We start from the raw sequence: 26076 nt of genomic DNA on the forward strand, positions 1-26076 counted from the left end.
GATGGTATATTTCTGGTGTATAGATTTTCATAGCAGTTGGTTATGGATTGAATTGGTTTGATTTATTGCGTGTATGCTTTGGGCGGGGAAGACAGGTAATAAAAAAGCCCGATAATAATATCGGGCGAAAAATGAAGGCGATAATGAAGATTTTCTGAGGATGTAACGCTAAAAATGCTTTAACGCTCTCATCATTGCACAGTTGCGCGTTTAAACAAATATCCTTTCCCGGATAAAAATGCGCGATAAATCCATTTATCCCTGCCTTCTCGCTCAAGATATTTTTCAGGCTCATAAATATGAGCGAATAATAAATCTGGTCTATCTTTAGTGGCGAAAGCTCAGCCTGACGCGGTCATCGGCGGAAAAACTGCACCGGGGGAGTGCGTTTAATTGAAAAATGTGATTTATTGCCGGGGTCAGATTGGCGATGTGAATGCGGCGAACCCCTGCCGCGAAAAGGAAAAAGGACTACATGGAACAGAAACACGATCGCAGCCTGGGAGGCAAGCTGGCTTTGTGGGTATTTTACGCCTTTTGCGGCTATTTCATCTGGGCGATGGCACGCTATTTTTGGATCGTCAGTAAGGTCACCTCGGGACCGGGGCCGCTGATTGAGGGCGATCTCGGCTCGACGTCGGGTAAATGGCTGAGTGCCCTGTTCGGTTTTCTGCTGTTAAGCGCGGTGGGGGCGATCCTCGGCGCCATTGCCTGGTACACCCGGCCACGTGATGTGTCAGAGGAGTAAATAATTGCTATTGTACGGTTTTTCACAGTAGGGACAGCACTATGGAACTCGTGCAATGGCAGGAACGTTTTGAACGCTGGCTGAAGGCGCATCATGCCACCGATGATACCGCTCATGATATTTCTCATTTTCGTCGTGTCTGGCACACCTCACAACGGCTGATGAAAGATCAGGGTGGCGATGCGCTGGTCATCCTGACGGCCTGTTATTTTCACGATATTGTCAGCCTGCCGAAAAATCATCCACAGCGGGGCCGCTCGTCGCAGTTGGCCTCCGCAAAAGCGATAGCCATTCTGCGGGAAGCGTTTGCCGATTTTCCCGCCCATCACTATGCCGCCATCCAGCATGCTATCGAGGCGCACAGCTTCAGCGCGGGCATTACGCCGCTCACCGTTGAAGCGAAAATTGTGCAGGATGCCGACCGGCTGGAGGCCCTCGGGGCGATTGGCCTGGCGCGCGTCTTTGCCGTGTCCGGCGCGCTGGGAGTGCCGCTCTTCGACCCGGAGGACCCTTTTGCCGATGCGCGTGAGCTGAACGACCGGGCCTATGCGCTGGACCATTTCCAGACCAAACTGCTTCGCCTGCCCGAAACCATGCAGACCGACGCCGGTCGGCAGCTTGCGCGACAGAGTGCCGATGTTCTGATCCAGTTTATGGCCCGGCTCAGTGCAGAGCTACGCGGTGATTACGACGGCATCGACACCGCCGTCCTGCAGCGTTTCCGCGACAGTCTGTAATGTCTTTCTGTGTTACTCTCTCTTCAGTCTCATTTGGCCCGGTTAAATCTATGCAGGAAAATGTATCAGTGATGGAGTCCGCGCTTGAGCTGGCAAAGAAATCAACGGCGTCAGTCCAGGCGTTATTGAGCCAGCTGCTGGAAATTTATGATGCCAGAACGTTGGCGCATCTTCTGAATGCTCAGGGTGATAGCCACTGGAGCCCGGCGATCCTCAAGCGACTGGTCACCAGCGAGCGGGCAGGCCATCGCCTCAGCGACGGTGAATATGGCATGCTGCAAAACCTGCTGCCGCGCCCTCCGGCCTGTCATCCTCACTATGCGTTCCGCTTTGTCGATCTGTTCGCCGGAATTGGCGGCATCCGCCATGGCTTTGAGGCGATTGGCGGCCAGTGCGTGTTCACCAGCGAGTGGAATAAACACGCGGTGCGCACCTATAAAGCCAACTGGTATTGCGATCCCGACGCGCACCAGTTCAACGATGACATCCGCGAAGTGACGCTCAGCCACCAGAGCGGCGTGACCGACGACGAGGCGGCGCAGCACATCCGTGACGCCATTCCGGCGCATGACGTGTTGCTGGCGGGTTTCCCCTGTCAGCCGTTTTCCCTGGCGGGCGTATCAAAGAAAAACGCCCTTGGCCGCGCGCACGGTTTTGCCTGCGACACACAGGGAACGCTGTTCTTCGACGTGGCGCGTATTATTGACGCCCGCCGTCCGGCGATCTTCGTGCTGGAAAACGTTAAAAACCTGAAGAGCCATGATGGGGGCAAAACATTCCGCATCATCATGCAGACCCTGGACGACCTGGGGTATGACGTGGCAGATGCCGCGGAGAGCGGGCCTGACGATCCGAAGATCATTGATGGCAAACACTTCCTGCCCCAGCATCGCGAGCGCATTGTGCTGGTGGGTTTTCGTCGCGATCTCAACCTGGGGGGCAACTTCACGCTGCGCGATCTCCCGGGACTGTGGCCGACACGCCGACCCACGATTGCCGATCTGCTGGAGCCGGTGGTAGACGCGAAATTTATTCTTACCCCGGTGCTGTGGAAATACCTGTATCGCTATGCGCAGAAGCATCAGGCGAAGGGCAACGGGTTTGGCTTCGGGATGGTCGATCCCACTAATCCCCATAGCATCGCCCGCACCCTGTCGGCGCGCTATTACAAAGACGGAGCCGAGATCCTCATTGACCGGGGCTGGGACAAAGCACTCGGCGAGCGTGATTTTGACGATCCAGAGAACCAGCGCCACCGTCCTCGCCGCCTGACGCCGCGTGAGTGCGCCCGCCTGATGGGGTTTGAAACCCCGCAGGGCTACCACTTCCGCATCCCGGTGTCTGACACCCAGGCTTACCGCCAGTTTGGTAATTCGGTGGTGGTTCCGGCGTTTGCCGCCGTCGCCCGGCTGCTGGAGTCCCGTATTTTGCAGGCGGTAGCGCTACGCAAAGCCGGAGTAGTTGATGGCGGACGTTCATAATAAGGCCACCCGCAGTAAAAACATGCGCGCCATCGGCACGCGGGATACGGCCATCGAAAAACGGCTGGCTGGCCTGCTGACGCATATCGGTTTTGAATTTCGCGTGCAGGATGCCAGCCTGGCCGGGCGGCCTGATTTCGTGATTGATAGCGACCAGTGCGTGATCTTCACCCATGGCTGTTTCTGGCATCGCCACGACTGCTATCTGTTTAAAGTCCCGGCGACCCGCACCGATTTCTGGCTGGAAAAGATTGGCAAAAATGTCATTCGCGACAACCGCGATATTGCCCTGCTACAGCAGCAGGGCTGGCGGGTACTGGTGGTGTGGGAGTGCGCGCTGCGCGGCAGGTTGAAGCTGGATGATACCGCGCTGACGGAGCGGCTGGAGGAGTGGATCTGCGGCGGTGGAGAGACCGCCCAGATCGACACCCAGGGCATTCGCCCGCTTAAGGTTTCTCCGCCTGATACGGCGTAACCACCGGTTTGGCCGGGAACAGGTACTTGCCTAACGTCACCAGCACCACCGCCATAATAATGATCCCCAGCGCCATCCACTCTACCGCAGAGAGCGACTCCCCGCCGAGACCCGTCCCCAACAGAACAGCCACCACCGGGTTGACGTACGCATAGCTGGTGGCGACCGCTGGAGAAACATTGCGGATCAGGAACATATAGGCATTAATCGCAATCACCGAGCCGAAAATAACCAGATAACCCACCGCCAGGAAGCCTGAGGTATCGGGCAGGGCGGTCAGCTTCTCCCCTGAGAGCATCGATGCCGCCAGCAACACGATCCCGGCAGTGACCATCTCAATGGCACCGGCCATCATCCCTGAAGGGAGTTCAATGCGTGAGCCATACACGGACCCAAATGCCCAGCTCATCGACCCCATCAGGATCAGCAGCGCCCCCCAAGGATTCCCGCTCAGATTACCGCCGCTGTTGAGCAGAATAATGCCCGCCATCCCGATGGCGATCCCCAGCCACTCCAGCTTGCGCGTTTTAATGCCAAACATGCGGCTGAAGCAGAGGGTAAACAGAGGAACTGTCGCCACCACTACCGCCGCAATCCCGGAGGGGACATTCTGGTGTTCCGCAACGGTGACAAAGCCATTTCCGACCGCCAGCAACAGGATGCCAATCAGGGTGGCGTTAAGAAGCGGGCGCAGCGGCGGAAGCCTGTGGCCGCGCAGGAATAAAAACGCTAGCAGGAGCACCCCCGCAGAGAGGAAACGCACCCCCGCCATCATCAGAGGTGGCCAGCTCTCCACGCCGATACGGATCACAAAGTAGGTGGATCCCCAGATGATATAGAGCGCAAACAGCGCGCCTGCTAATGGTAAAACTTGCCTGAAACGCATACTCCCTCACGGCGTAATAAAAAGGACGCATATAGTTAACGTGAAAACTATCATGCTGGCGAGTCCTTTAATTGTGTGTCAGTTGTGAATTATTTGTTGACATAAACGGGATGGTTTCGGGGTTGCGGGTTTTACTCCATACTGTTCAGGTTATTAACAAAAAAGAAGGAACGTAATTTTGGCGGGAAGTAGCTTATTAACACTGCTGGATGATATCGCCACGCTGCTGGACGATATTTCGATGATGGGAAAACTGGCAGCGAAAAAGACCGCGGGCGTACTGGGCGACGATCTCTCTCTCAATGCGCAACAGGTCACCGGGGTACGCGCCAATCGGGAGCTGCCCGTGGTCTGGGCTGTCGCAAAGGGGTCCTTACTCAATAAAGTGATCCTCGTGCCGCTGGCACTGCTGATCAGCGCCTTTATCCCGTGGGCCATTACCCCATTGCTGATGATTGGCGGGGCGTTTCTCTGTTTTGAAGGGGCAGAGAAAATATTGCACACGCTGGAATCGCGTAAAGAGAAAGACAAGGAAAGCCCGGCGGCGCGACAACAGCGGCTGGAAGCGCTGGCAGCACAGGATCCTGTTACCTTTGAGCGGGATAAAATTAAGGGCGCAATCCGCACCGACTTTATTCTTTCGGCTGAGATCGTGGCCATCACCCTGGGCATCGTGGCGGATGCGCCGCTGTTGAACCAGGTGCTGGTGCTATCCGGGATCGCTATTGTGGTCACCATTGGGGTCTACGGCATTGTAGGGATCATCGTTAAGCTCGATGATATGGGCTACTGGCTGAGTGATAAAACCAGCGCGCTGGCGAAGATGACCGGTAAAGCCCTGCTGGTGGTTGCCCCCTGGCTGATGAAATCCCTGTCGGTGATCGGCACTCTGGCCATGTTCCTCGTCGGTGGCGGGATTGTGGTGCATGGCATTGCGCCGCTGCATCATGCCATTGAGCACTTCGCGCAGGCACAAGGTGCTGTTATTTCAGCCACTTTACCTACCTTACTGAATCTGGTGATCGGTCTGATCATCGGCCTGATTGTGGTGGCGATAGTAAAACTCGTGGAAAAAATGCGAGGTCGCTCACATTAATAACTTCTGGCTATACCAGGCATAACTGCTATTCCTCGACTAAATTGATACAGTTTCACACTGATAAAGGAGGCGGTTATGGTCTTTCTGGTCAGCGATGAAGTTAAGCCTAAAAACGGCGGTCCACGTATGGTCGTAACCGGCTATGCAAGCGGAATGGTGGAGTGTCGCTGGTACGACGGTTACGGCATCAAGCAGGAAGCGTTTCGTGAAGAGGAGCTTCAGCATGGTGATGGCATCCGGCGGCAGGACAAGGCTTAAGTCACGCTACGCCCGGCATTGCCGGGCGTTTTTGTGCGCTATAATCGCTAACAGGCAGTAATATTTGCCCATGCGGATAGCGCAAGTGGCTTTCAGGGAGTCTGTGTGCAGCCCGACGATATTGTAAGAAAAGAGTTTTCTTCGGCACGTCATCGTTTTCATCCGAGCCGGGTTGTTAATATTTATTTTATTACTGTCCTCATCTTCTCCACGTTACTGACCTGGCGCGAAGCTGTGGTGCTGGAAGACGCCTACTCCGCCACGCAACACACGCATCTGGAGAACGTGGTCAACTCACTGGATCGCCAGCTACAGTTCAGCGTTGAAAAGCTGCTCTTCTTCCGCAACGGGATGCAGGATGCCCTTGAGACACCGCTGGCCTCTAGCGTGCTCCACGATACCGTCTCCCGCATTAGCGACCTGCGGACAAAATCCTCGTGGCAACTGACCTTTGACGAGCGGCGCACCTTAACCCTACATGGCGTTTCGGATGCCTTTGTCCAGCAAACAAACAGTCTGATCCGCGAAGATGAACGGCTCGAAAAGGAGATGAGCGCCGCCTTCGAAATGGGCTATTTGCTGCGCATCAACTCCCCGGCGGCGCATGCCAGGCGCGTCGTTTACGTCTCACGGGCGGGGTTTTACGTCTCAACCGATCCCCATGACGCGGAGCGGGACATTATCGGCCGCTACTATCAGCTGGTGACCAGTCCGTGGTTTACCGGGCAGTCACAGCGTGATAACCGTGACCGCAGCGTCCGCTGGTTTACCCACGCTGTGCTGTCTGATTATCAAAACGAGCAAATCGTCACGGTCAGCGTGCCGGTCGATTACCAGCGTTACTGGTACGGCGTGCTGGCGATTGATTTTACCCTTCAGGGGATGAAGAAGCTGCTGCAGGACGCGGTCGACGGTAATGGTGAAGGCGAGTTCCAGCTCTACGACGAGAGCTTTACGCTGCTCGCCACCTCGGAGAGTGTCGTCAGTCACGCCAACCGTTTTGACGAGCGGGAACGAGCGCAAATTGCCGGTGCGATGGAAAAGGATAAAGAAGGGGAGCTACGGCTGGGGAGCCGTTATGTTAACTGGCAGCATCTGGACCACTTTAACGGCGTTCTGCTGCGCATCCACACCCTCAGGGAAGGGGCGCAAGGCGATTTTGGCAGTATTACGATTGCCCTGACGCTGCTGTGGCTGCTTTTCACCGGCATGCTGGTGGTCTCGTGGTTTGTCATCCGCCGGATGGTCAGCAACATGTACCGGCTGCAGAGCTCGCTCCAGTGGCAGGCGTGGCACGACCCCCTGACGCGGATCAATAACCGCGGGGCGCTGTTTGAACGGGCGAAAGTGCTGGCGAAACGATGCGAACAGCAGCAGCAGCCTTACTCGGTGATGCAGATGGATCTCGACCATTTTAAAAATATTAATGACCGCTACGGCCACCAGGCGGGTGATAAGGTGCTCACCCATGCGGCCAGGTTAATCACCAGCACGATACGGAAAGTCGACGTCGCCGGGCGCGTGGGCGGCGAAGAGTTTTGTGTCGTCCTGCCGGGGGCCGGCCCTGAGGAGGCAATGCAGATTGCCGAGCGGATCCGCCTGCGCATCAACGATCGCGAAATTCTGGTGAAAAAGAGCCAGACGGCACGCATCAGCGTGTCGATTGGCGTGAGCAGCGCTCAGGAAAGCAATAATTATGACTTTGAACAGTTGCAGTCCATCGCTGATGCCCGTCTCTACCAGACGAAGCAGCGAGGACGCAATCAGGTGGTCGGTCAGGACGATACGAAGTGATCCAACCCTTCACGCCAGCCCGCAGGGCCGGGCTGTTGGGTGTGGTAAACCCGTTCCGGGTCGTCGTTTTTCAACTGGATGCCCTGGCGGTTAATGCCTTTAATCACCACCGCCAGGTCAACGTTGTCCAGCAGCGGCGCATCGTTTGGCCCGTCACCCAGCCCTAAGGTGGTGGGCAACATGCCGTCGCGCTGCAGGTACTGCTCGTTGAGCCAACTGACGGCCTGGTCCTTGCCGCCCCGGGCATCGAGGATATGCCAGAAACGCGCCCCCTGAACAAACTTCAGCCCCAGCGTCTCCAGTGCGGTTTCAAACGCCGCCATTTGTTCGTCGCTGTCGCGCCAGATGAGCGTAACCGAGGCTTCATGCAGCCGCGCCAGCGCCGCGCGTTCGCGGCTCAGCCCCGTCCACTCGCTGAGCACCTTGTCATCAACATCATCGAAGGTGGTGAACTTGTACCCCGCGTCGGCGCGTAGCTGATTAATGACCTGGACGATATCGGCATGGGGAACGCCGTTGATAAGCCGCGGGGAGTTGGGATGATCGTTCCAGCGTACATCCAGTTGGACCACGGCGCCGTTTTCAGCGATGAAAGGCAGGCCATCCAGCCCGAGATCGCTCTGAATCTGCAGCATTTCCGCCGCGGTTTTGCTGCTGCAAAGAATAACCGGGATTTGGTGGTCCTGTAACCTCTCCAGCCAGCCAGCGGCGGGCTGCCAGTCGTAGGTATGAATATCCAGCAGCGTACCATCCAGATCGCTATAGATGAGCAGCGGGTCCTTAAGTGAAGGCATAGCATCTCCCCTGACAGATGAAGGTCGCGGATAAGAATTATCTTAAAAAAACAGGCCGGTAAAAAGGGTGATTATGGAACCGATCCCGTTCAAGCCGCATCCGGTGCCCGTTGGCAACCATAAGTAGCATTTTAATTTCGCGTGGCAACTATAAATATGAAGAATATTTCCTTGTCATGCAAAAAAATTGCAGATAAGGTTGCACGCGACATCAGATTTCCTGATGTAACGAATTTACAAGTGCTTCTTGCATGAGCAAGCTTGATCCCGGTCACCCCATGACCGGGATTTTTTTCGTCTTAGCGATTCACTTCCGTCACGCTAAAATCATGGATATCGAGTTCAAAGGCCTCAGCCAGCTCGCGCCAGGTGTGATAATCCCTGTCGTTAACTCTTACCCGGGTGGGGTCATCCTCAATTCGTTTTACCTCGCTCTCGCTGATTTCGTTGATTGCGGCGAGCAGGGCATCGACGTCAACATTCACTTCCCGTTTTGCCGTTTCGCTGTACTCTTTTACGGTCTTCATCACGCACTCCTGATTACACGGTGTCCACCCGTAAGTATAGACCCGTCATACTTACAGGATGCCTGTGCGTCGGCTTGACTGATGGTCTTGCCCCTTTAGGGCCAGCACCAGTGTCCTTGCTCACTCCTGTCACTCCCTCCCATAAGCTCTTGGTGAGTTGCGGCGTCGCCCCGTTACCTCGCCCCATTAGGGCCAGCAAAAGCGCCGTGCAAAAGGGGTAAGCGTTTTGTCAGGCAGCTTGAGGGCATAGACCGTTGATAAAAGCGTCAGTCGCGCGGCAACACGCTGCCAGTTTTCCTGTTTTGTTCTACACTGGCTCAAAAACCAGAGGAGGATTTTATGAAGGTCAACGATCGGGTTACAGTCAAAACGGATGGCGGGGCGCGCCGCCCGGGTGTTGTACTGGCGGTTGAGCCATTTAATGAAGGCACGATGTATCTGGTTTCGCTGGAAGATTACCCGCTTGGGATCTGGTTCTTTAACGAGATGGGCCACCCTGACGGCATTTTTGTCGAAAGCGAGGAGTAACATGCATGTCGGGTAGCGCGGGCTGGCCCGACCCGAACAGAACGAGGAAAAATCTCTGGCATAGCCAGAGATCGGGCAACAATTGAAAAGGGAAGGGAGCGATTAACGCAGGTTAACGAAAATTCCGTTGGTCACATTGTCTGTCAGTCGCACAACATGATAGATCACTTGCTTATTATGCGTTTTTATCTTCCTTTTAATATTTCCTTTATGTGACGAAACAGTCTTGGCTTTGATATTCATCTGGTCAGAAATCTGAATCGTTCCCTGTCCTGCCATCCACATTCGCAGCATACTGGATTCAGTTCGGCTTAATGATAAAGTCGGAAATTTAATTTCTGCTACATTTTTTATTTCTTTGCTTAAATAATCCCCCACCAGGTCATCCAGTGACTCGGGCTTAATGGATTTAGAACTAATCAGAAGATTCTGACGGACCCGTAAATATTCGTCAAAATGTAGATTAGCAATCGCCATAAATACAATAAACAGGGTGCCGGGATGTTGATTAATGATCTGCTTTATTTGCTGACTGTTGGCAGGATCATGTATGAAACAGTCCTCATTAATAAACACCACACCTGGCGTTAAGGTCTCACATGCGGCGGCAAGTTCGTCAACGTTATGTACGTCGTTGATGTCTTTTTTCTTTACCCCTCTGCTTGCCAGATACCCGGTTAACCCTAGCCGGGTGTAACTGCATAAATCCATAATGATCGTTGACATGGCATACCCTCACTCAATGCATAACGATAATTTACCATCTGCCTGAGAGCTCTATAACAGCCATACGGGATGGAAAAACAAAATTACCTGTGAGCATTACAAGGACTTTCAGGCGAACTCACTATCCCGTAAAGTTACGTATAATTTGCCAGGAAACTTCTTAAAGTAAAGTAAATGTTTAATATTGTGAGATGGATAAAAACATTCAGGCCGCGCCAGATATATCCTGGTAGATGTTCCGCAGTTTTTATTTTAGGAATATCCTCAGAAAGACAATATAGAACACAAGGGTTATTATTTCGCTGAAAGCTCGCGCACGATATTGCTCAGCAGATTAAATACCTCACTGAATAAGTGCTCGCAGAAGGGGGCAATAAGGGGCATTAACAGGGAAATAAGCAACATGCCCACGGTAAGGGTGATCGGAAAGCCAATAACAAACACCGAGAGCTGGGGTGCCATACGGTTCAGTAAACCCAGCGCCAGGTTGACGGTAAGCAGCAGGGTGATAAGCGGCAGTGCCAGCATCAGGCCGCTGATGAAAATCAGACCAGCCGCGCGGGTCAGGGCCATAAAGGCATTGCTGTTCACCGCATCACCGCCAATCGGCAGGGTGTGGAAGGTGTCCACCAGCATCGAAATCAGCCACAGATGACCATCAAAAGCCATAAACAGCAGCATCGCCAGCAGGTCGATAATACGGGCGATGATGGGCATGTTCAGGCGACTGCCCGGGTCGAAGAAGGTGGCGAACGACAGACCCATCTGTAAACCAATCAGCTCCCCCGCCATACGGACGGCGGCAAAGGCGAACTGCATGGTAAAGCCGATAGCCACGCCAATCAGGATCTGCTGAAGCCCCACCCACAGCGCCGGAGCCGAGAAAATCGGCACATTGACCGGCGGCAGCGTCGGGGCAACGATAATCGTAATCAGTATGGCGAGGCCAATTTTCACCCGCTTCGGGATCGATCGCTCGCTGAGGATCGGCGCGGTGGAGATCAACGCCAGAATGCGCAGCAGGGGCCAGAAGTAGAGGCCGAGCCACTCAAGCCATTGATCGCTGGTGAAATGGATCATGGCCCGGCTTAGCCGATGATGTACGGCAGGTTGGTAAACAGATTACGCATGTAATCCAGCAGCAGGTTCAGCATCCACGGCCCGGCAATAATGATCGCCACGAACACCGCGATAATTTTCGGGATAAATGACAGGGTCATTTCGTTAATCTGGGTCGCGGCCTGCAAAATACTGATAATCAGACCGGTGACCAGGGCCACCAGCAGCAGGGGAGCGGCAACGGAGATCGCGACTTTCATCGCCTCCGTGCCCATCATCATGACCGATTCTGGCGTCATTGCGCGCTCCTCAACTGTAGAAACTTTGCGCCAGCGAACCGACCAGCAGTTGCCAGCCATCCACCAGGACAAACAGCATCAGCTTGAAGGGCAGGGCAATGGTCGCCGGCGGCACCATCATCATCCCCAGCGCCATCAGCACGCTGGCGATCACCAGGTCGATAATCAGGAACGGAATGAAGATCGTAAAACCAATCTGGAAGGCGGTTTTCAGCTCGCTGGTAACGTAGGCAGGCAGCAGAATGCGCATCGGCACCGCTTCCGGCCCCTGGATCGGCCCGGCGTTGGCCAGACGGGCAAACAGCGCCAGGTCGGCTTCGCGGGTCTGACGCAGCATAAATTCGCGCAGCGGTTGCGCTCCTTTCTCCAGCGCCACCTGCATTGAGATCTTGTCTTCACTGAACGGTTGATAGGCATCGACATAAATCTTGTCGATCACCGGCGACATAATGAAGAAGGTCAGAAACAGGGACAGACCGAGCAGAACCTGGTTCGGCGGCGCAGAAGGAGTACCCAGGGCGTTACGCAGCAGACCAAAGACGATGATAATGCGGGTGAAGCTGGTCATCATCAGCAGGATCGCCGGGATAAAGGTCAGCGAGGTGATAAATACCAGCGTCTGTACCGGCAGGGTCCAGCTCTGGCCACCCCCGGCCATTGGGGTGGAGATCAGGCCTGGCAACTGGGCGTACACGGCGGGAGCAAACAGGCCAAGGCCTGCAAGCGTAAGGGACAACAAAGGACGCATCACGATCTCCCGGAACGCTTAAGCAAACTCTTCATCACGGACTGAAAATCCGGTGGAACCTCTGCACGACTCTCTTCAGAGACCGGCGCAGGCGGCAATGTATGCAGGAGTGAAATTTGCGAGGCGGTCACACCCAGCACCAGCCGGGCGTCTTCCACTTCCACGATCACCACGCGTTCGCGTGGCCCCAGCGAGGTGCTGGCCGCTAGCTTCAACCCGCGTCCCCCCGCTGTTTTACCTGCCAGACCGACACGTTTTGCCAGCCAGGCGACGATCAAAATAAAGGCAATAATCCCCAGCAGCGCACCGCTGACCTGCAGCAGCGGCGAACCGGGCACTGCAGAGGGTTGAGAGACAGTGGCCTGGGTTTTCATCTTTAACGGCTCAGACGACGCATACGTTCGGACGGCGTAATAATGTCGGTGATACGCACGCCGTACTTATCGGCGACAACCACGACTTCACCCTGGGCAATCAGGTAGCCGTTGATCAGAATATCCAGCGGCTCCCCGGCCAGGCCATCCAGCGCCACCACGGACCCCTGCGTCAGGCGCAGCAGCTCTTTGATGGTCATCCGGGTACGGCCCAGCTCCACGGTCAGCTTGACCGGGATATCCATAATCAGATCGATATCCTGCAGCGTACCGCTGACGTCACCGCCGCCCAGCTGCTGGAACACCGCATCGGCCACGCTTTTGCTGGCGGGTGCTTTTTGCTCGTTTAACGCCTCAGCCCACAGATCGTCCAGTGCTCCGTTGTTGTCATCGGACGGATTGTTCATATCACTCATTTGGGCTGTTCCTCATTCAGAGAATTCAAAATCGGGTTAATCAGGTGCTCAACGCGTAACGCGTATTGATTGTTTACGGTGCCATACTGGCTGGTCAGCACAGGCACGCCATCCACGTGGGCGATGATGCGGTCGGGTTTTTCGATCGGCAGCACATCACCGGGTTTTAATTTTAAAATCTGCGACAACCGCAGCGGGACATCGGCAAAGTTTGCCACCAGTTCCAGCTGGGAGTGCTGAACCTGACGCACCAGGTTCTCGCGCCAGTTCTGATCTTCATGGCGGGAGTTTTCCAGCGGTGGGTTCACCAGCACTTCGCGCAGCGGTTCAATCATGCTGAACGGCAGGCAGATGTTGAACTCACCGGTCAGGTTGCCGATCTCCACGTGGAACGGGGTGTTAACCACGATATCGTTTGGCGAGGTGGTGATGTTGGTGAACTTCACCTGCATCTCCGAACGGACATACTCCACTTCCAGCGGGTGAATCGCTTTCCACGCGTCGCTGTAGCCTTCAAGCGCCAGCTTCAGCATGCGGTTGATGACGCGTTGTTCGGTATGGGTAAATTCGCGGCCTTCCACTTTCGTGGGGAAACGTCCGTCGCCGCCGAAGAGGTTATCCACGGCGATAAAGACCAGGCTTGGCGAGAAGACAAACAGGCCCGTGCCGCGCAGCGGTTTCAGATGGATCAGGTTGAGGTTCGTCGGCACCGGCAGGTTACGGGCGAACTCATGATACGGCTGAATGCGGATCGCACCGACGGTAATATCCGGGCTACGACGCAGCAGGTTGAACAGCCCCATACGGAACTGACGGGCAAAACGTTCGTTGATGATCTCCAGCGCCTGTAGACGCTCGCGCACCACGCGACGCTGGGTATTGGGATCGTAGGGGCGAATGTCGCTATCGCCAGCCGCACCCGGTTTTGGATCGTCGGTTTTGTCGCTGTCGCCGTTCAGCAGCGCATCGATTTCCGCCTGAGAAAGAATACTGTCGCCCATGTCGTTACCGCAGAATGAAAGCTGTATACAGAACGTCAGTGACTTCCTGCTTAGGTTGACCGCTAATCAGAGGCGCGGCCAGCGTTTGCTTAATGTCTGCCACCAGTTTTTGTTTACCTTCATCGGTAGACAACTGTGCGGCATCCTGGCGCGAGAACAGCAGCAGCAGACGGCTGCGCACTTCCGGCAGGTATTCACTCAGGCGGGTACGGGTAGCATCGTCTTTCAGACGCAGCGTAATGCCCACGTAAAACACGTGCTCAGCATCGCCCAGGTTAACGGTAAAAGTATCCAGCGCGAAAAAGACCGGGGCCGGCGGCGGCGGTAGCTCCGCTTTGGCTGCGGCTGACGGTGCTTTATTCATGCGCCAGTAGCTGTAACCTGCGGTAGCGCAGGCAGCGAGCGTAATTAACACCAGAAGCGGGATCCAGATGGAACGCTTACTTTTCTTGGTGATGGCGGAGTCAGTCATCTGATTCGTGCTTCCTGTTTCGGGACTGCTAATGGGGTGATTATCCCGTGTCCTCTCGCCGTCAAAGAGTCGAAAAGAGGGGGATAATCACGCTACCTCTGGCGTTTAGGTTTAGGCGAAGATATCGACAGCGTTGTTTCCACGTGCCGCGGACTGCAGGGAGGCAGGCACCGCGAGCAGCTCATCGTTCTCTTCATCGAATCCGCCCGCGTTGCCGGAGCGGGCAGTCTGCTGCTGATGCTGAGAAGAAGCCTGCTGCTGGCCATTGAAATTTTCACTGCTGATGTTGCTTTGCGTCAGCTCAATGCCGTTTTCTGCGAGCTGGGTACGCAGCACCGGCAGTGCCGCTTCCAGCGCTGCACGAACGTGGCTATGGCCTGAGACCATCTGCAGCTGCGCCTGGTTATCATCCAGCTTAAGCGTAATTTGTACCTGGCCCAGATCTTCCGGGTGCAGACGCAGCTCGGCGCTCTGCTGGCCCTGACGGGTAAACAGCGTGATGTGCTGGCTGACGGTCTGCTGCCATTCATTGCTGCCCAACTGGGCGCTGACCACCGGCGCGGCAGCGAAGGTCGGCTGCACCGTAGACGGGGTGCTGACAATCGGCCCCATGGTGGCGGTTGGCCCGGTCGGGGACGGCGTGCTCTCTGCCGCCTGCTTTGGTGTCGTCGCGGCAACGGCTGGTGTCAGTTGGGTGTCGGCAGCCATCCCCGCATTTTTATCCTGAACGACGGCTTTGGCGCTACGCAGGGCATCGGTATCCAGTACAGGCTGGCGGCCACGATCGCTGGTCAGGGAGACGTCAGCGTCAATGGCGCCGGTGCTCACCGGCTGGGGTGCGGCGGCAGTGACGGTCTGCTGATGGGGCAGCATCGCCATCAGGGCGCTTAACCCTGCCAGCTCTTCATCGCTAAGCTCGGTTTTGCTGTCGGCCTCTTTGGCTGCCTGGGTCAGGCTCTTCAGCACGTCGCCTTTAACCGCAGGCAACAGCCCGGAGGTCAGGCCCGGCTGAGTGGTGCTTTCTTCGGTAACGGTGAGATCCTGATGCGCCAGCAGTTCGGCCAGTTTCCCGGCATCGGTATCCGCATCAATATCAGTAGCATCGGCTTTCAGCGCCACGCTGGCCCGCTTACCGCCCGCGGTTTGCAGGTCGTTCAGCGTCAGCCCGGCCTCTTTCCCCTGGCCTTTAACGTCGCTTAACGCGCCCGCCAGCAGGGCAAGAAAGTCCTGCGCGCCGTCGGCCGCTTTTCCGCCCCGAACGCCAGCCGTAAGGTCGGTGTCGCTCGAAAGCAGTTGTTGAAGGGTGATCATTCCGGTGTCCTCATTGTTGCGCGCTGGGCAAACTCATCCATTTTTTTCTGATCGAGACGGTTTTCCGCCAGGGTTGCGGCGGCAAGTTGGCGATCCTGCAAGGTTTGCCACGCCTGTAAACGCTGTTTCTTCTCTCGCCAGAAGTTCAGGGCCCGGTCAACCTTCTCGGTCCACTGAAGCACCTGCTGGCGATGCTGTTCTATGGCTTTCTCCAGCGTCTGGATGAACTGTTGATAGTTGATCCAGCGCTGGCTGCCGATGCCCTGTGCCATATCCGTGTTGAGGTTGGTGCGATACTCATGCTGGTAGTCGATCAACATTTTCAGCTGTTCTTCTGCCTGCTGACATCCGCGGCGCATCGCGCCAAGCTGCTGTGCGGCATTATCAACATCTTTCTCGGCCAGATCTTTCAGCGTGGTTAACGCGCCGTGTTGTGCCATGACATTCGCCCTCTATTCGGTTACACCTGCGGGAAAATCATCTCCAGAGCCTGGATAGAGCTTTCCCAGTCGGCTTTTTCAAAAATACCCTGTTGCAGATACGCTTCCAGATGCGGCCACAGGGCGATCGCCTTGTCGAGCATGGGGTCGCTGCCTTTGGCATAGGCCCCGACGCTCACCAGATCGCGGTTGCGCTGGAAGCTGGAGAGTAACTGCTTGAAGTTACGCACGCGGGCGTAATGCTTCTCGGTAATCAATGCCGTCATTGCACGGCTGATCGAGGCTTCGATATCGATCGCCGGGTAGTGACCCGCTTCGGCCAGGCGGCGCGACAGAACGATATGGCCGTCGAGGATCGCTCGCGCCGAGTCGGCAATCGGATCCTGCTGGTCATCGCCTTCGGTCAGCACCGTATAAAACGCGGTGATGGAGCCACCGCCGCTGATGCCATTACCGGCGCGTTCAACCAGTGCCGGTAACTTCGCAAATACCGATGGCGGATAGCCTTTGGTGGCCGGCGGCTCGCCGATCGCCAGGGCGATTTCTCGCTGCGCCATGGCGTAACGGGTCAGGGAGTCCATGATCAACAGGACATGCTTACCCCGATCGCGGAAATCTTCCGCGATGCGCGTGGCGTAGGCGGCACCCTGCATACGCAGCAGGGGAGACACATCCGCCGGGGCGGCAATCACCACCGACCGGGCGCGCCCTTCGGGACCGAGGATGTTCTCGATAAAATCTTTTACTTCACGGCCACGCTCGCCAATCAGTCCCACCACAATGACGTCGGCCTGGGTGTAGCGAGCCATCATCCCGAGCAGGACCGATTTCCCGACGCCGGAGCCAGCAAACAGACCCATACGCTGGCCGCGACCCACGGTCAGCAGGGCGTTGATCGGGCGTACACCGGTATCCAGCACATGCTCGATCGGCGTTCGTTGTAGCGGGTTAAAGGGTTGGGTAATCAGCGCCCCGGTTTCGGTGGTATCGGGGGAGGGCAGGCCATCCAGCGGCTTACCGCCACCGTCCAGCACCCGTCCGAGCAGCGCCGGGCCGAGCGGCAACTGCTTGCCGCTGTGCAGCCCGTCGGCAGAGAAATTTTTCGCGTAGACGCGTGCGCCGGGCAGGACGCCTTCGACCTCTTCCAGTGGCATCAGGAACAGACGCTGGCCGTTAAAGCCAACCACTTCGCTCTCGACTTCGTGGATCTCGTTCCCGTCCTGGCGTTCGATAATGCAGGTGGCCCCCAGCGGCAGCTGTAGACCGGTCGCCTCCAGCACCAGACCGGTGGCACGGGTTAAGCGCCCGTAGCGGCGAAGCGCGGGCAGTTGCGCCATTTTGGTTTCAAAATTGTCGAGCGTGTTGAGCCAGCGGGTCAGGCGTGCGGTCATCAGATGACTCCCGGTGCTGCCAGACGGCACAGTTCCTGCCAGCGGGTTGCCACGCTGGCATCCAGATCGCCTTCATCGGCAGAGACTTTGCAGCCGCCGTGATGCAGGGTCGGATCGCCACGCAGACGCCACCCGTGCAGGCTCAGGGTCGCGCCGAGCATCTCTTCCACCCGCTGCAAATCGTCCGGGTGAACGCGCAGCTGCGGTTTGCCGCTGAACAGCGGCTCCTGCTGCAACAGACCCTGGATCTGCTTAATCAGCGAGCTATTATCCACCGGCGGGGTATGACCAATCACCTGACGTGCCGCCTCGAGCGCCATCTGCATCAGGCGAGAGGCGATAACGCTGTCCAGTGCGTCCAGCGTATTCTGGAATTCGCTGACCAGCTGCTGCATCCGGGCGTGGATCGGCGCCTGCTGTGTTCGCGCCTGCTCTAAGCCTTGTGCCAGCCCCTGGGCCAACCCTTCCTGATAGCCCTGTTCCTGGCCTTTTTGCCGCCCTTCGTTCATGCCGGCGGCGTAGCCCTGATCGTGTGCCTGAAGCTGGATCTTCGCCAGCTGCTGCGCGCGCTGCTCTTCTTCGCTCAGTTCAGGCTCTTCGTCATCCTCATCTGCCTCGGCAGGTGTCGGGGTCGCAGGCACAAACTCCGCGCGAGGAGGGGAGAGATCGTCCGGTGTCCAGATCTTCCACGGCAGTTCATCAGACATAGGTATCCTCGCCGCTGCCTACCACCATCTCGCCGGTTTCGGCCAGACGACGCACAATAAGGAGGATGGCTTTCTGTTCGTTTTCCACCTGAGACAGACGCACCGGGCCACGGTTGGCAAGGTCGTCGCGCAGGATATCCGCTGCACGCTGGGACATATTGCGCAGGAACTTCTCGCGCAGCGGCTGTTCGGCGCCTTTGAGGGCGATAAGCAGCGATTCGGAGTCCACTTCCTGCAGCAGGCGCTGGATACTGCGGTCGTCCACGTCCACCAGGTTTTCGAACAGGAACATCTCGTCGATGATTTTCTGCGCCAGTTCGCCGTCGAATTCGCGCACAGCGGTAATAACCGCCTCTTCCTGCTGCGTTTTCATCAGGTTGATAATTTCGGCCGCGGTTCTCACGCCGCCCATTTTGCTGCGCTTGAGGTTCTGGCCGTCGAGCAGGCCATTCAGCACTTCGGTCAGTTCCGCCAGCGCCGCTGGCTGGACGCCGCCGAAGGTGGCGATACGCAGCATGACATCATGACGCAGACGTTCGTCGAACAGCGCCAGAATATCCGCCGCCTGGCCACGTTTGAGGTGGACCAGGATAGTGGCGATGATCTGCGGATGCTCGTCGCGAATAAGGTCGGCAGCGGTTTGCGGCTCCATAAAGTTGAGCGTTTCGATGCCGCTGGCGGTATCGCGGGTTTCGAGAATATCTTCCAGCAGGCTGGCAGCGCGCTCTTCGCCGAGCGCTTTGACCAGCACTGAACGCAGGTATTCGTTGGCGTTGACGTTGAGCGCCGCAAACTGTTCGGCTTCCTGCTCAAACTCGGCCAGCACGTCGGTCAGCTGTTTGTTGGAGATCTGACGCACGTTGGCCATCGCCGCACTGAGAACCTGCACTTCGCGCTGGGAGAGGTGTTTGAACACCTCTGCCGCCCGGTCCTCGCCAATGGTCATCAGCAGGATGACGCTTTTATCCGTTCCGGTAAGGTTACTCATTTTCTGTACTCATCCACTGGCGAATGACCAGCGCCACGACGCGCGGATCGTTATCTGACATTTCGCGAATACGCTGGCTCATGACCTCAGCGCCCATGCGCTGGTTAGCACGGCGTTGCTGCATTTGTTCGTCTTTGCTGAGACGCACTTCCACGGCTTCATGGGTCTCTTCGCGCAGCAGGCTTTGCTCTTTCAGCGCTTTGGCCTCTTCGGCACGGCGAACCAGTTGTGGGCGTACTGCTTTACGCCACAGCAGCCAGGCAACAATCACCACCAGTAACCAGCGACCGATTTCAATCAGCAGATCCATAAAGGCCTGCTTCTGCCAGAACGGCAGTTCACCGCTGGTATCGTCCACGGCGCTGAACGGTGAGTTCACTACGTTGAGGGTATCGCCACGCTTCTCGGAATAACCCATGGCTTCACGGGTCAGGTCTTCGATCTGCTTCATCTGCTCGGCGGTCAGCGGCAGGGGCTTACCGTCCGGCAGGGTTTTGTAGTTGACGACCACCGCCACGGAGAGACGCTGCACGTCACCGGTGTTCATTTTGGTGTGGCGAATGGTGCGATCGACTTCGTAGTTAGTGGTTTCGTTACGGCTGCTGGTGCGCGGACCTGAGTTGGCTGCAGTGGTCGTTTGCTGCTGCTGCGCACCCTGCTGACCGTTCTGCTGGTTCTGTGCCGGGGTGGTGATTGGCGCGGTATTGGCAGGGGCTGGCTGGTTGGAGAGCGCACCCGGCACACCGCCAGGGTTAGGTCCACCGACCTGCAAGTTTTCATTTACCTGACGCGAGCGCATCACGGCCTGAGCAGCATCGCCGTTTGGACGATACTGCTCTTCGGTCTGCTCTTTATCCGCAAAATCGATCTGCGCGGTGACCTGGGCATGGACGTTGCTGGTGCCGACGATTGGACCAAGAATGGCTTCGATGCGGCTCTGAACGCGATTTTCCACGTCGGTGGCATACTTCAGCTGCGCATCATTCAGATCGCGAGCGCTGGTATTGGATTTGGTTAACAGGCGACCCATCTGGTCCACCAGGGTCACGTTACCCGGCGGTAAACCGGCCACGGCACTGGAGACCAGATGGACCACGGCGCTGATCTGCCCTTCATCCAGCGCACGGCCGGGTTGCAGATTAACGGTGACGGACGCCGACGGCGCTTTCTGTTCACGGACAAACAGCGTTGGTTTTGGCATGGCCAGGTGCACGCGGGCGCTTTTCAGCGGGCCGAGGGTTTCGATGGTGCGGGCCAGCTCGCCTTCCAGCGCGCGCTGGTAGTTAACCTGCTCGCTGAACTGGCTGATGCCGAATTTTTCCTGGTCCAGGAGTTCAAAGCCCACCGCGCCGCCTTTCGGCAGACCTTGCTGGGCAAGTCGTAAGCGGAGTTCATGCACTTTATCGGCAGGGACTTCCAGCGCGCCACCATTATCCGAGAAACGGTAGGGGACGTTCATCTGGGTTAACTGGGTGACGATAGCACCGCCATCCTGGTCCGAGAGGTTGCTGAAAAGGGTGCGGTAGTCTGGCTGTTTGGCCCATAAGACCATAGCGACAACGATAGCGATAGCGGCAGCACCTGCCACGATCAACGGCACTTTAGGGTTCGCGCGCAGGCGGCTCATCCATTCGAGAGATTTAGTTTGAGGGCTGGATGTTGCTGTCGCACTCATAGCGCACCTCGTGACTCATCGTGGATTTCATTATTCGTGTGGAGAAACAAAACAGGCTCCCGGGTCGGCAAACACAACAAAAATTCCATAATCATGGCTGTGCCATTATTTGATGAAACGGGAATTTCTATTCGTCAAATAACCTGGTTTTTTCACGCTATTTAGCGCCTTTATCTTATTGACAGGCTGGTACTCTTGAGCGCGTAAAAATCCATCAGGGGAACGTCATGGCAATACAGGGGATTGAAAGCGTCATCAGCCAGTTGCAGGCAACGGCAATGACCGCCCGTCATCAGAACGTGGCTGACGTGCAGTCAACCGTCAGCTTCGCGGGCCAGCTGCATGCGGCACTGGACCGGATTAGCGATACCCAAACCGCCGCACGCGTGCAGGGCGAAAAATTCACTATGGGTGTGCCGGGCATTGGTCTAAATGATGTGATGACCGATTTGCAAAAAGCATCAGTGTCGATGCAGATGGGTATCCAGGTACGTAATAAACTGATGCAGGCGTACCAGGATGTTATGTCTATGCAGGTTTAGTCCCTCTGGTGCTGGCGACCCGACGGCGGAAATGCCACACTATTTTTTTCGCCGTATACCCGTCATACTTCAAGTTGCCTGCGCGTTGGCTTTCCTCGCTCACCCCAGACACTTACTTCGGTAAGCTCCCGGGGATTCGCTGCGTTGCCGCCTTCATGCAACTCGAATTATTTAGGGTATAGACGGAACATGATGAAAAAAATAGCAATTATCGCGGGTCTGTTGGCATTAACCGGATGTGTGCAGGTTGACAGTTACCAGGATGTGGTCAAGCATCCCGCTCCGGCTGAACTGGCCGGGTACTGGCAGTCGAAAGGGCCGCAAAGCAAAATGGTCAGCCCGGAAGCGATCGCCTCGCTGGTAGTGACGCAAGAGGGGGATACCCTCGACTGCCGCCAGTGGCAGCGCGTGATTGCGGTAAAAGGAAAGATTATGCTGCGTTCAGATGATTTTTATAACGTGACCAGCAAACTGGATATCTACCCGCTGGATCGTGAAGGCAGCGCCATTGAATATGATGGGATGATCCTGCATCGCGTCGATCGCCCGACCGTCGAGTGCGCGACATACCTCAGCAAAAATCCGCTCGACAGTAAGCTCCCGTAAGAGATCGGGTGGCCGGGCAAGCGTAGCGCTGCCCGGTTTCTCACTTTTTACAACGCATCCTCTATGACCCACACGCTGACGCTGCCGCCGTTGCAGGTAAACACCCCGGTGCCGGTTTCATCGGTCGTGACGGTTTCTTCCCGATTGCCGAGAAAATCTTTCCAGTTTCTGTTGCCGTAGTTCTCGCCCAGCGTAATTGTCTTTTCGCCCTCGTCGCCGTTAGAGAGCACCACCACGCAGCCCGGATCTTCTTCGGTGCCGCTGCGGCTGAAGGCAATGCAGTTAGGGTGATCGAACCACAGAGTCTGCACGCCGTGGGCAAACCGCTGGCGGGCGAGGATCAGCTGGTCGAGCTGCTCAATCACCGGCATGTCGATATGGTACATCTCACCGTCGCCGCCGGTATCATCATAGCTGGCACCGTACAGATCGGGATAGAAGACGCTCGGCACACCATTCTCACGCAGTAAAATCAAGGCGTAAGCCAGCGGTTTGAACCAGGCCTCGACCGGCGCCTCCAGCGCCTGTAATGGCTGGGTGTCGTGGTTAGCCACCAGCGTTACCGCATGGAAGGGATCGGCCTCCACCAGTGTGCCGGTAAAGATCTGGCTCATGTCGTAATCACGTCCCTGCAAAGAGGCTTCGTGAAACTTCATGTGCAGCGGTGCGTCGAACAGCATGGTTTTCCCGTCCACCTGATCAATGTACTGCTGCAGTTTATCGACATCCGGCGACCAGTATTCCGCCACGATAAACAGCGGCTTCGGTGCCACTTCCTGTACGTGCTCGATCCACTCTTTATAGAACCATGCCGGAATATGTTTTACCGCATCCAGACGGAAGCCGTCACACTGGGTCTGCTCCATCACCCAGCGCGCCCAGTATTTGATCTCCTCCGTCACCGCACGGTTACGAAAATCGATATTCTCGCCCATCAGGTAATCAAAGTTCCCCATCTCGTTATCGACCTGATCGTTCCAGCCTTCGCCGGTGTAGTCGTTAACGATCTTGAAGATGCCATCTTCAGTAGGGTTTTCGATGTGATCGATGCCGCTGAAACATTTGTAATCCCAGACAAACGCCGAGTACTGTCCGTTTCGAACCGGGAAGGTGTAGCGGGTCCAGGCTTCACATTCGATGATCTCATCGTCGATCTGATTGCGATCGTCCGCATTCACCCGCTGGACGCGGATGGCCTCTTTCTCATCGGCCCCCATTTTGTGGTTGACCACCACGTCCATGAGCACCGCAATGTCATTGCGTTTTAACGCCCCGATAGCGGACAGCAGCTGGTCTTTGTCACCGTATTTGGTGGGAACGGATCCTTTTTGATCGAACTCACCGAGATCGAAGAGATCGTAGCAGTCGTAACCGACGGAGTACCCACCGGATGCGCCTTTATAGGCTGGGGGCAGCCAGACCATGTTGATGCCGATGTCGTTTAAATCGTCAGCGCGCTCGGCCACTTCAGGCCAGAGTTGACTGCCGTCAGGGTAATACCAGTGGAAGAACTGCAAGAGGGTGGGGTTTTTCATCTTCCTTGCTCCAGAAGCCGTTTCGGCGGACCTCTGGAGTATGGATGATTTGAATCATAACGGGAGGTCGCGGGTTAAATTTTCCGGATAAAGAATATTGCCTGACAGTTTGCCATAAGTAGAAGTTACCGATTGTTGTTTACCTGTCTGGGTGATCAACTGGCGCAGCTCATTCATTCTGTCCGTCAACAACGCTTTCAGCTCCGTTTCATTCTGCAGCACTTTTTCCAGCAGAAAGCGTGCCTGCTCAATTTGCGCAGGAGGGCAGGCTGAGATGGCGTTTTGTCCGATACTTTCGACTAACTTCACGTACTCCGTCTCTTTTTCAACAAGCTCATCCCACTGGCCGGAATGAGCGAGTTTCAGCATGGCAATACTCAGGGCATGCAGAGCATGCCAGTTGTTAAGAGCAGTGCTAGGGTTGTTCATCAAAATTATCCTGAAATGGAGGTAGCATTGGGGCCGATTTGTTTCCAGGCATCCGCAATGTTATTCAATAAAACCTCAACCTCGACGATCGCCTCTGCATCATTACGTAAGTTCGCGTGTAATAACCGACGAACCATATAGTCATACAGTGCAGCGAGGTTTTCCGGCAAATCACTTTCGACCTCCATGTTCAGGCCAGCCTTTAAGCCATTGTCGATGATGTTGATGGCTTTAGACAGGGCTTCTCCTTTAGCAGAGATATTCCCCTGCTCAAGGAAAAGGCGCGCTCTTACCAGCGCGCTATGGGCACCGTCAAACAGCATGACAACCAACTGGTGTGGGCTGGCGCTCAACACGGCAGATTCAAGACCTACCTTTTGATAGGCCTGTACACCAGAATTGTTATACATATCGGTTCCTTTCTTATTTGCTACTAAACTGTGATGTTAGGTAAGACGCAGTACCGTTGAATTTGGTAACAAGCGCATCTAAATCGCTAAACTGCTTTTTATACCGGGCCATTGTGGCTTCAATGGACAGCTCCATCGCGTCGTAACGTTTGGCGATGGTTTTCAGCGAGGCATTAATACCGTCTTTCGCATTCTGAATAACACCTTCTTTACCTACAGAGGTGCTCAGCATATCCGTCAGTTTGTTATTCATTTGGGTCGCGAAACCGGTGGTTTTACCGTCCCCGACAAAGTAGGCCTGTACGCCAGCCGGGTTATCTGTCAGCGCCTGGGTTAACTTCTTATCGTCAATCTTAAGATTGCCTAACGTGGCGCCTGCGCCCTTCAGCGGGTCTTGGGTAATCCCTAACTGAGCCATGATCGCATAAGAGCCGGTCTGGACATTGGTTAATAAAGCACGCAGATCTGATTGTACTCCCCTGATAGTGCTGTCGCCCATCAGGACACCATTGCTGGAGTTCTGTGCGGTTGCCCCTGTTGCAGGCGGTTCATATTTGGTCAGGGAAGTAATCGTCGATTGCAGGGCGTTATATGCATTAACCCACTCAGTAACCGCTTTCTTGTTATCGTCGGTAGAACGCGTCACTGAAAGCGTTTCATCAGCGGTGCTCGGCGCTTTTAGGGTCAGGGTGACGCCCGGCAACGCATCTGTCACGGTATTACTCTGGCGGATAATATCAATGCCGTTAACGTTGATGACGGCATTCTGAGATTTCACCTGCTCTTTGAGCGCAGCGCTGCCGATGACCGCGTTCAGCGTATCATCGCCTGTCACCGTCACCGTCATGTCTGAATCGGTACCGGTGGTTTTTGAGGACAGCATCAGACGGTAATCACCGTTATCAGCTTTGACAATGCTAGCGGAAACGTTGCCGTTAGCGGCGTTGATGGCTTTGGCAATACCGTTCAGGGATGTATCGCCGTCGGCGAGGGTCACCGTCAAGGGTTTGCTGTCGGCACCGGCCTGGGTAATCGTAATGGTGCGGCTTGTGCCAGTGGTTTCACCCAGCTGTTTGGTATTGCTGTCGATTGTGCCTGGGGCGGTAGTGAGAACCTGGCCTTTAGCAATTTTATTGACATTAATTGTAAATTCGCCAACGTTCGCATTCGTTGAAGTGGTGGCGGCGAACGCGGTATTGGTGCTGGTAACAGACGTTGAGTTCCATGTGTCTGTCTTTGCCAGTTTAGCTGCAGCCGTTTGCAGAGTGGTCAGGGCGCTTTGCAGCTTTCCGTAGCCGGTGATCTGCGCGTCATATTTGGTTTTCTGAGTGGCGATAGCTGTAAGCTTCGTCTCTTCCGCAGCCTGTAACTTATCGTACAGATCTGATAAACCCGGCATCCCCACCCCAAGGTTGCTGATAGTCGCCATAATTAATTCCTTTCCAATGGTTGTTTCAGACCTATATCGGCCAAAACAGAGAAAAGTTTACGCTATAAGGAAAAAAATAAATCGCGCAATAACCCCCTCTTATAGGCGCTTTTATGAGCGTAAGGACTCTTGCGGCATCACATCGTTTTGCGGGCTGTAGTAGCGTGGGGAATCTTCGTTTTTTGCTTTAA

At 55.7% G+C, this 26076-nt stretch carries 30 protein-coding genes and 1 pseudogene; 10 read left to right on the plus strand and 21 right to left on the minus strand.

What is annotated here, in order from left to right:
• The first annotated feature begins 475 nt into the window (after positions 1 to 475).
• Genes drpB through ACF8PE_RS11955 form a run of 4 tightly spaced genes read left to right on the plus strand, consistent with a single transcriptional unit; the run spans position 476 to position 3441 of the window.
• The gene (drpB, locus tag ACF8PE_RS11940) at positions 476 to 748 is read left to right on the plus strand and encodes a cell division protein DrpB (protein WP_032612296.1); all 273 of its coding nucleotides are present in this window, start codon (positions 476 to 478) and stop codon (positions 746 to 748) included.
• A gap of 41 nt (positions 749 to 789) precedes the next feature.
• The gene (locus ACF8PE_RS11945; RefSeq protein ID WP_032612294.1) at positions 790 to 1485 is read left to right on the plus strand and encodes a phosphohydrolase; all 696 of its coding nucleotides are present in this window, start codon (positions 790 to 792) and stop codon (positions 1483 to 1485) included.
• A gap of 50 nt (positions 1486 to 1535) precedes the next feature.
• The gene (locus tag ACF8PE_RS11950; protein WP_167347878.1) at positions 1536 to 2966 is read left to right on the plus strand and encodes a DNA cytosine methyltransferase; all 1431 of its coding nucleotides are present in this window, start codon (positions 1536 to 1538) and stop codon (positions 2964 to 2966) included.
• Entirely contained in the window at positions 2950 to 3441 is a 492-nt protein-coding gene (locus ACF8PE_RS11955; RefSeq protein ID WP_032612290.1) for a very short patch repair endonuclease, read from the plus strand. The genes ACF8PE_RS11950 and ACF8PE_RS11955 overlap by 17 nt, the downstream gene beginning before the upstream one ends.
• Here ACF8PE_RS11955 and yedA read toward each other — a convergent pair.
• Positions 3413 to 4327 carry a drug/metabolite exporter YedA gene (gene yedA / locus ACF8PE_RS11960; RefSeq protein WP_077227887.1) on the minus strand — a complete coding sequence of 305 codons (915 nt, stop codon included), beginning with the start codon at positions 4325 to 4327 and terminating at the stop codon, positions 3413 to 3415. The two genes, ACF8PE_RS11955 and yedA, sit on opposite strands and share 29 nt — an antisense overlap.
• A gap of 178 nt (positions 4328 to 4505) precedes the next feature.
• On the opposite strand from yedA, the gene ACF8PE_RS11965 reads away from it, so the two are divergent.
• The 3 genes from ACF8PE_RS11965 to dgcQ all read left to right on the plus strand — a co-directional run bounded on the left by ACF8PE_RS11965 (position 4506) and on the right by dgcQ (position 7478).
• Positions 4506 to 5423 carry a DUF808 domain-containing protein gene (locus ACF8PE_RS11965; protein ID WP_032612286.1) on the plus strand — a complete coding sequence of 306 codons (918 nt, stop codon included), beginning with the start codon at positions 4506 to 4508 and terminating at the stop codon, positions 5421 to 5423.
• Positions 5424 to 5501: 78 nt separating this feature from the next.
• Positions 5502 to 5684, plus strand: a complete 183-nt coding sequence (locus ACF8PE_RS11970; RefSeq protein WP_032612284.1) for a YodC family protein — start codon at positions 5502 to 5504, stop codon at positions 5682 to 5684.
• A gap of 105 nt (positions 5685 to 5789) precedes the next feature.
• Positions 5790 to 7478 (plus strand): cellulose biosynthesis regulator diguanylate cyclase DgcQ, encoded by a 1689-nt coding sequence (gene dgcQ / locus ACF8PE_RS11975; RefSeq protein WP_392494918.1) that lies wholly within the window; start codon positions 5790 to 5792, stop codon positions 7476 to 7478.
• Here dgcQ and ACF8PE_RS11980 read toward each other — a convergent pair.
• Positions 7460 to 8272, minus strand: coding sequence for a mannosyl-3-phosphoglycerate phosphatase-related protein (locus tag ACF8PE_RS11980; RefSeq protein WP_130588587.1), 813 nt, complete (start codon positions 8270 to 8272; stop codon positions 7460 to 7462). The genes dgcQ and ACF8PE_RS11980 overlap by 19 nt on opposite strands.
• 299 nt (positions 8273 to 8571) lie before the next feature.
• Complete coding sequence (gene yodD, locus ACF8PE_RS11985; protein ID WP_032612275.1) at positions 8572 to 8799, minus strand: YodD family peroxide/acid resistance protein; 228 nt, start codon at positions 8797 to 8799, stop codon at positions 8572 to 8574.
• A gap of 339 nt (positions 8800 to 9138) precedes the next feature.
• Here yodD and dsrB point away from each other — a divergent pair, with 339 nt between their 5' ends.
• On the plus strand, positions 9139 to 9327 hold the full coding sequence (gene dsrB / locus ACF8PE_RS11990; RefSeq protein ID WP_032612274.1) for a protein DsrB: 189 nt from the start codon (positions 9139 to 9141) through the stop codon (positions 9325 to 9327).
• Positions 9328 to 9429: 102 nt separating this feature from the next.
• Here dsrB and rcsA read toward each other — a convergent pair whose 3' ends face one another.
• The 14 genes and pseudogenes from rcsA to fliF form a co-directional block, all read right to left on the minus strand.
• On the minus strand, positions 9430 to 10053 hold the full coding sequence (rcsA, locus tag ACF8PE_RS11995; RefSeq protein ID WP_059307596.1) for a transcriptional regulator RcsA: 624 nt from the start codon (positions 10051 to 10053) through the stop codon (positions 9430 to 9432).
• A 287-nt stretch (positions 10054 to 10340) separates the two neighbouring features.
• Positions 10341 to 11133 (minus strand): annotated as a pseudogene (gene fliR / locus ACF8PE_RS12000) (flagellar biosynthetic protein FliR); the annotation flags it as partial.
• An 8-nt stretch (positions 11134 to 11141) separates the two neighbouring features.
• A complete protein-coding gene (gene fliQ, locus ACF8PE_RS12005) occupies positions 11142 to 11411 on the minus strand; it encodes a flagellar biosynthesis protein FliQ (protein WP_032612271.1) in 270 nt (89 codons plus the stop codon).
• 10 nt (positions 11412 to 11421) lie between these two features.
• Positions 11422 to 12159, minus strand: coding sequence for a flagellar type III secretion system pore protein FliP (gene fliP, locus ACF8PE_RS12010; RefSeq protein WP_032612270.1), 738 nt, complete (start codon positions 12157 to 12159; stop codon positions 11422 to 11424).
• Positions 12159 to 12533 carry a flagellar biosynthetic protein FliO gene (gene fliO / locus ACF8PE_RS12015; protein ID WP_059307598.1) on the minus strand — a complete coding sequence of 125 codons (375 nt, stop codon included), beginning with the start codon at positions 12531 to 12533 and terminating at the stop codon, positions 12159 to 12161. The genes fliP and fliO overlap by 1 nt, the downstream gene beginning before the upstream one ends.
• Before the next feature lie 2 nt (positions 12534 to 12535).
• Entirely contained in the window at positions 12536 to 12949 is a 414-nt protein-coding gene (gene fliN, locus ACF8PE_RS12020; RefSeq protein WP_032612268.1) for a flagellar motor switch protein FliN, read from the minus strand.
• Positions 12946 to 13950: a flagellar motor switch protein FliM gene (gene fliM / locus ACF8PE_RS12025; protein ID WP_032612266.1), complete on the minus strand. Its 1005-nt coding sequence runs from the start codon at positions 13948 to 13950 to the stop codon at positions 12946 to 12948. Before fliM ends, fliN begins: the two co-directional genes overlap by 4 nt.
• A 4-nt stretch (positions 13951 to 13954) precedes the next feature.
• The gene (gene fliL / locus ACF8PE_RS12030) at positions 13955 to 14422 is read right to left on the minus strand and encodes a flagellar basal body-associated protein FliL (protein ID WP_059307599.1); all 468 of its coding nucleotides are present in this window, start codon (positions 14420 to 14422) and stop codon (positions 13955 to 13957) included.
• A gap of 111 nt (positions 14423 to 14533) precedes the next feature.
• On the minus strand, positions 14534 to 15733 hold the full coding sequence (gene fliK / locus ACF8PE_RS12035) for a flagellar hook length control protein FliK (protein ID WP_223610276.1): 1200 nt from the start codon (positions 15731 to 15733) through the stop codon (positions 14534 to 14536).
• A complete protein-coding gene (fliJ, locus tag ACF8PE_RS12040; RefSeq protein ID WP_032612259.1) occupies positions 15730 to 16173 on the minus strand; it encodes a flagellar export protein FliJ in 444 nt (147 codons plus the stop codon). Before fliJ ends, fliK begins: the two co-directional genes overlap by 4 nt.
• Positions 16174 to 16193: 20 nt before the next feature.
• Positions 16194 to 17564 (minus strand): flagellar protein export ATPase FliI, encoded by a 1371-nt coding sequence (gene fliI / locus ACF8PE_RS12045; RefSeq protein WP_059307601.1) that lies wholly within the window; start codon positions 17562 to 17564, stop codon positions 16194 to 16196.
• The gene (fliH, locus tag ACF8PE_RS12050) at positions 17564 to 18271 is read right to left on the minus strand and encodes a flagellar assembly protein FliH (protein ID WP_032612256.1); all 708 of its coding nucleotides are present in this window, start codon (positions 18269 to 18271) and stop codon (positions 17564 to 17566) included. Before fliH ends, fliI begins: the two co-directional genes overlap by 1 nt.
• On the minus strand, positions 18264 to 19259 hold the full coding sequence (gene fliG / locus ACF8PE_RS12055) for a flagellar motor switch protein FliG (RefSeq protein WP_032612254.1): 996 nt from the start codon (positions 19257 to 19259) through the stop codon (positions 18264 to 18266). The genes fliH and fliG overlap by 8 nt, the downstream gene beginning before the upstream one ends.
• A complete protein-coding gene (fliF, locus tag ACF8PE_RS12060) occupies positions 19252 to 20934 on the minus strand; it encodes a flagellar basal-body MS-ring/collar protein FliF (RefSeq protein WP_032612252.1) in 1683 nt (560 codons plus the stop codon). The genes fliG and fliF overlap by 8 nt, the downstream gene beginning before the upstream one ends.
• Positions 20935 to 21161: 227 nt before the next feature.
• Here fliF and fliE point away from each other — a divergent pair, with 227 nt between their 5' ends.
• Positions 21162 to 21476 carry a flagellar hook-basal body complex protein FliE gene (gene fliE, locus ACF8PE_RS12065; protein WP_032612250.1) on the plus strand — a complete coding sequence of 105 codons (315 nt, stop codon included), beginning with the start codon at positions 21162 to 21164 and terminating at the stop codon, positions 21474 to 21476.
• 192 nt (positions 21477 to 21668) lie between these two features.
• Positions 21669 to 22082 carry a lipoprotein YedD gene (yedD, locus tag ACF8PE_RS12070; RefSeq protein WP_155167046.1) on the plus strand — a complete coding sequence of 138 codons (414 nt, stop codon included), beginning with the start codon at positions 21669 to 21671 and terminating at the stop codon, positions 22080 to 22082.
• 47 nt (positions 22083 to 22129) lie between these two features.
• On the opposite strand, the gene amyA is transcribed toward yedD, so the two are convergent.
• The 4 genes from amyA to fliD are packed head-to-tail and all read right to left on the minus strand — an operon-like array spanning position 22130 to position 25885.
• The gene (gene amyA, locus ACF8PE_RS12075; protein ID WP_155167045.1) at positions 22130 to 23617 is read right to left on the minus strand and encodes an alpha-amylase; all 1488 of its coding nucleotides are present in this window, start codon (positions 23615 to 23617) and stop codon (positions 22130 to 22132) included.
• Between the two features lie 54 nt (positions 23618 to 23671).
• Entirely contained in the window at positions 23672 to 24046 is a 375-nt protein-coding gene (gene fliT, locus ACF8PE_RS12080) for a flagella biosynthesis regulatory protein FliT (protein ID WP_059307607.1), read from the minus strand.
• Positions 24047 to 24051: 5 nt separating this feature from the next.
• Positions 24052 to 24456, minus strand: coding sequence for a flagellar export chaperone FliS (fliS, locus tag ACF8PE_RS12085; protein WP_392494919.1), 405 nt, complete (start codon positions 24454 to 24456; stop codon positions 24052 to 24054).
• Positions 24457 to 24469: 13 nt separating this feature from the next.
• On the minus strand, positions 24470 to 25885 hold the full coding sequence (fliD, locus tag ACF8PE_RS12090) for a flagellar filament capping protein FliD (RefSeq protein ID WP_392494920.1): 1416 nt from the start codon (positions 25883 to 25885) through the stop codon (positions 24470 to 24472).
• Between the last annotated feature and the right edge of the window lie 191 nt (positions 25886 to 26076).

This window comes from Leclercia sp. GLN_9 (assembly GCF_043105735.1).
Lineage (GTDB): Bacteria > Pseudomonadota > Gammaproteobacteria > Enterobacterales > Enterobacteriaceae > Enterobacter > Enterobacter adecarboxylatus.